At 74.1% G+C, this 5,264-nt stretch carries 5 protein-coding genes; all 5 read left to right on the forward strand.

Annotated elements, in window-relative coordinates; genetic code table 11:
- The coding region (locus tag ACWDX9_RS59415; protein ID WP_449972515.1) for a substrate-binding domain-containing protein at window positions 1-330 on the forward strand (330 nt) is incomplete at its 5' end.
- Window positions 331-344: 14 nt separating this feature from the next.
- Window positions 345-2,423, forward strand: a complete 2,079-nt coding sequence (locus ACWDX9_RS59420; protein ID WP_449972517.1) for a beta-galactosidase — start codon at window positions 345-347, stop codon at window positions 2,421-2,423.
- 31 nt (window positions 2,424-2,454) lie between these two features.
- Window positions 2,455-3,180, forward strand: coding sequence for a ThuA domain-containing protein (locus ACWDX9_RS59425; RefSeq protein WP_350736561.1), 726 nt, complete (start codon window positions 2,455-2,457; stop codon window positions 3,178-3,180).
- Window positions 3,181-3,203: 23 nt separating this feature from the next.
- On the forward strand, window positions 3,204-4,238 hold the full coding sequence (locus ACWDX9_RS59430; protein ID WP_449972520.1) for a Gfo/Idh/MocA family protein: 1,035 nt from the start codon (window positions 3,204-3,206) through the stop codon (window positions 4,236-4,238).
- 163 nt (window positions 4,239-4,401) lie between these two features.
- On the forward strand, window positions 4,402-5,264 hold an 863-nt coding region (locus ACWDX9_RS59435; RefSeq protein WP_449972523.1), incomplete at its 3' end, for an ankyrin repeat domain-containing protein.

The raw sequence follows: 5,264 nt of genomic DNA on the forward strand, positions 1-5,264 counted from the left end.
GAGGCGGGCCGGGCACTGGCGGCGGACCCGCGGGTCACGGCGGTGTTCGCGGCCAACGACGACATGGCGATCGGCGTGCTGCGCGCCCTGGCCGAGGCCGGTCGCGCGGTGCCGGACGACGTGAGCGTGGTCGGCATGGACGACATCCCGGCGGCGGCGTACCTGTCGCCACCGCTGACCACCGTCCGCCAGGACTTCGAGGCGATCGCGCGCCACGGCCTCGCGCTGCTCGCCGCCGAGATCGAGCGATCCCCCGGCGAGCCCGGCGAGCCCGCCGACCTGCCCGCGCACCTCGTGGTGCGCCGATCGACCGCACCGCCCGCAAAGTGAGGAAGGGAACCCCTGTGCCGCGAGTACTCTTCGGCGCCGCCTACTACCCCGAATACCACCCCGCCGACCTGCTGAAGACCGACCTGGACCTGATGGCCGACGCGCGTTTCTCGGTGATCAGGGTCGGCGAGTCGGTCTGGTCGACCTGGGAGCCCGAGAACGGCCGCTTCGACCTCGACTGGCTGCAACCGGCGCTGGACGGCGCGCACGAGCGCGGCATCGGGGTCATCCTGGGCACGCCGACGTACGCGGTGCCGCCGTGGCTGGCCCGGCTCTACCCGGAGATCGCCGGGGAGCGGGCCACCGGGCAGCGCATCGGGTGGGGCGCCCGGCAGGAGATGGACTTCACGCACCCGGCGTTCCGCTTCCACGCCGAGCGGATCACCCGCAAGGTCGTCGAGCGGTACGCCGGCCACCCGTCGGTCATCGGCTTCCAGGTCGACAACGAGCCGGGCCTGCACCTGCTGCACAACCACGGCGTGTTCCAGCGGTTCGTCGACTGGCTGCGCGAGCGCTACGGCGACGTGGAGACGCTGAACCGGGAGTGGGGCCTGGTCTACTGGTCGCACCGGCTGTCGGACTGGGCCGACCTGTGGCGGCCGGACGGCAACGCCCAGCCGCAGTACACGCAGGCGTGGCGGCGCTTCCAGGCCGACCAGGTGACCGAGTTCATCGGCCGGCAGGCGGACATCGTTCGCGAGTACGCCCGTCCCGAGCAGTTCGTCACCACGTGCATCGCCTACGACCGGCCCGGGGTGGCCGACGACGAGCTGACCCGGCGGCTCGACGTCACCGCGGGCAACCCGTACTACACGATGCAGGACGGCCTCGCGCTGCCCGCGACGCAGGACGCGCCGCAGAGCTGGATGACCAGGAGCGCCTGGGCGCTCTACCTCAGCGCGGACCGGATGTTCTCCTCCCGCCAGGAGCCGTTCCTGGTGACCGAGACGAACGCGCAGGCCATCGGGGCTCCCTGGGTGAACCAGCCCGCCTACGACGGCCAGTGGCGGCAGGCCGCGTGGGCGCTCGTCTCCCGCGGCGCCTCCATGATCGAGTACTGGCAGTGGCGGACGCTGGTGTTCGGCACGGAGACGTACTGGGGTGGCGTGCTGCCGCACAGCGGGCGGCCGGGGCGCACGTACCGGGAGATCGCCCGGATCGGGGCCGAGCTGGAGACGGCGGGAGAGCTGGTCGAGGGGCTGGTCCCGGACGCGGACGTCGCGATGCTCTACTCCACGCCGAGCAAGTGGGCGCTGAGCGCCCAGCCCGCGCTCGGGCGGCCGGACGGCGGGCCGGACGAGCGCTCCTACCAGGGCATCTTCGAGCCGTTCTACCGTGGCGCGTTCGACGCCGGCTGCCAGGTGCGGGTGGTGCACACCGCCCAGGCCGTCGCCGAGGAGCCGGCCGCGCTGGCCGCCCGGCATCCGGTGCTGGTGGCCGCCGGGCTGTACGTGGCCGACGACGCCACGCTGGACTGGCTGACGGCGTACGCGGCGGCGGGCGGGCACCTGGTGGTCGGCCCGCGCACCGGCTACGCCGACGCCGAGGCGCGGGCCCGCAGGGACGTCCAGCCGGGCAGGCTGGCCGACGCCGCGGGCGCCTGGTACGACGAGTTCAGCAACCTGTCCGAGGACGTGCCGGTCAGGGGTGCGGCGTTCCCGGAGGCCGCGGCGGGCACCCGGTGGGCGGACGGCCTGCAGGCGGACGGGGCGGAGGTGCTGGCCGGCTACGAACACCCGCACTTCGGGCGGTTCGCGGCGATCACCACCCGCGCGCACGGGCGGGGGCGGATCACCTATGTCGGCACCGTGCCCAACGCGGCCCTGGCCGAGGCCCTGTTCCGCCGGCTGGTGCCGTCGCCCGGCCCCTGGTCGGAGCTGCCGCCCGGCGTCACCTCGACCGGCGCCACCGCGCGCGACGGGCGGCGGGTTCGTTTCCTGCACAACTGGGCGTGGGAGCCCGCGTCGGTGCGGGTACCGGTCCCGGTACGGGATGTGCTCGACGGCTCCGCCCACGAGGCCGGCGCCGAGTTGCCGCTGGGTCCGTGGGACGTGCGGGTGCTGTCGGAGACGGCAGGCGGCGACGTACGCTGATCTTGCGCCCGTACGGCCAGGAAGGAAACGCATGGCGGTCAACGTCACTGTCTGGAGCGAGAACTATCACGAGCCGCGCGAGGAGGCGGTACGCCGCATCTACCCCGACGGCATGCACGGCGCCATCGCGGAGGGGCTGACCGAGCTGCTGGGCGAGCGCGTGAGCACGCGTACCGCCGTGCTCGACGAGCCCGAGCACGGCCTGACCGACGCGGTCCTGGCCGGCACCGACGTGCTGACCTGGTGGGGCCACATGGCGCACGAGGAGGTCGACGACAAGGTCGTGGAACGCGTGCGGCGGCGCGTGCTGGGCGGCATGGGCCTGCTGGTGCTGCACTCGGCCCACTACTCCAAGATCTTCCGTGCGCTGATGGGCTCCACCTGCACGATCAACTGGCGCGACGCCGGCGAGCGCGAGCTGGTCTGGACGGTCGCGCCCGGCCACCCGATCGCGCAGGGCGTGCCCCGTCCGCTGGTCATCGAGCAGCAGGAGACGTACGGCGAGCCGTTCGGCATCCCGGAGCCCGACGAGCTGGTGTTCATCAGCAACTTCAGCGGCGGCGAGGTGTTCCGCAGCGGCTGCTGCTTCCGCAGGGGCCTGGGCAAGATCTTCTACTTCAGCCCCGGCGACCAGGAATACCCCGTCTACCACCACCCCGGCGTGCGGCGGGTGCTCGCCAACGCCGTCCTGTGGGCCGCGCCGGCGGACGGCGTGGGCGAGCCGCTCCAGAACGCCCACACCCCCATCCAGTGGTAGGAGGTCCGGTGGTAGAAGGCCCAGTGACCTTCGAGATCGTCAAGGAGGACCGGCCGCTGCGCGGCGTGGTGGTCGGCGCGGGCTACATCGGCGGCCAGTGGGCGCCCGAGCTGCTCGCCCACCCCGGCACCGAGCTGGTGGGCTGGGTGGACGTGGTGGAGGAGCGCGCCCGGGCCGCCGCCGCCGAGCTCGGACTCGACGACCTGCCCGTCAGCGCCTCGCTGGCCGCCGTGCTCGACGGCGAGGAGCCCGACTTCATCGTCAACTGCACCGTCCCCCAGGCCCACCACGACGTGACGGTCACGGCGCTGCGGCGCGGGGTGTCGGTGCTGAGCGAGAAGCCCATGGCGGTCACCCTGGACGAGGCCCGCTCCATGGTCCGGGCGGCCGACGAGGCGGGGCGGCTGTTCGCGGTCAACCAGAACCGCCGGTTCATGCAGACCCTGGTGTCCTTCCGGCGCACGGTGGCCGACCTGGGGCCGCTGGGGGTGCTGACCTCGGAGTTCTTCATGCCCTACCGTGGGCCGGAGTACCTGGGGACGCTGGAGCACCCGCTGTTACAGGACATGGCGATCCACCTGTTCGACGCGGCGCGGGCGGTGTCGGGGACGGATCCCGTGGCCGTCTACTGCGAGTCGTTCCGGCCGTCGTGGACGTGGTATCCGGGGGCGTGCTCGGCGACCGCGATCTTCGAGATGACCGGCGGGCTGCGCTACACGTTCGCCGGGAGCTGGTCGGCGCCGGGCCAGGCGACGTCCTGGACGGGCAGCTGGCGGGCTGCCGGTCCCCGCGGGACGGCGCGCTGGGACGGCAAGGGTGATCCGACGGCCGAGGCGGCCGAGGGGCACGTGGTGCGGCCGCACCCGCCGGAGGCCGACGCCTTCCCCGGCCGGCGGCGTTTCCAGGGGCTGGCCGAGGGGCTGGAGGAGTTCGTGACGGGGCTGCGTACGGGGCAGGCGCCGCAGGGCGAGTGCCACGACAACATCCGCAGCCTGGCCATGGTCACCGCGGCCCTGGAGTCGGCCCGCACGGGTGCGCGGGTGCCGATCACGCTCTGACGCCCGGGGGGGCCGCGTCTCGGCGCGGCCCCCCGCTAGGATGGGAGGGCGTTGCCGGGCGCGTCCAGTCCGCGGGGAAGGGATCATCCCACTGGCGGCACACTCCCATGCGGCCGACGGACCCCGGCCCGAGCTCGCGGACCCGGGCAGCCGGAGGTTCGCCGTGTCCGATCTTCCCCAGCGCCCTTCGCTGGAGCATCTGCGCAAGCAGGCCAAACACCGCAAGCGTGCCCGGGGCGTCCCGCTGAGCCGGGCGCAGTTCGAGCTGGCCCGCGAGTACGGCTTCCCGAGCTGGCCGAAGCTGGTCGAGCACGTACGCGTCGCCGCCCTGGAGGGCATCGAGCGGGCGCTCGTCCTGGCCGATCCGGCCGCGCTGGCGGCCTTCCTCCCGGCCGGTGAGCCGGTCGGCGGCCTCCCGCCGCTGCTGGTGCTGCTGCGGCGGGCCGTCGCCCCCGCCGAGCGGGTACGCGAGTGCGCCCGGCTCCTGCTGGACGCCGGCGCCGACCCCGGCAGCCACACCGTGGAGTGGGGCGGCGAGGGCAGGCGGACGGCGCTGTTCGACGCCGTGGAGCGGGGCGACCTGGCCCTGGCCCGGCTCCTCGTCGAGCGCGGCGCGCCCGCGGACGAGGACGCCTTCTACCACGCGTGCGAGCAGTCGGACCCGACCTTCCTCGACCTCCTCCACCGGCCCGGCTTCGAGCGCATGGTGGCGCACAAGCTGGACTTCGAGGACGCGGCGGGGCTGCGCTGGTTCCTCGACCGCGGCGCCGATGTCAACGCCTGCCGCGCCCTGCACCACGCCATCGCCCGTGGCCGGGGCGTCACCATCCTGACGATGCTCCTCGACGCCGGGGCCGACGTGAACCTGCCGTGGGACCGCTGGGACGTCGGCCGCCGCCCCCTCGCGCTGGCCGCCCGCTGCGGCCACCTGGCCGCGTACGAGCTGCTGGCCGCGCGGGGCGCGACGGCCGACCTGGACCCGGTGGACGCCGCCGTCCTGGCGGTGGCCCGGGGCGAGTCGGCACG

The sequence above is a fragment of the Nonomuraea sp. NPDC003201 genome, assembly GCF_053590415.1.

Excerpts from the sequence above, each read along its gene's own strand:
- ACWDX9_RS59425 (WP_350736561.1), top strand. The coding sequence starts at position 2,455 with ATGGCGGTCAACGTCACTGTCTGGAGCGAGAACTATCACGAGCCGCGC.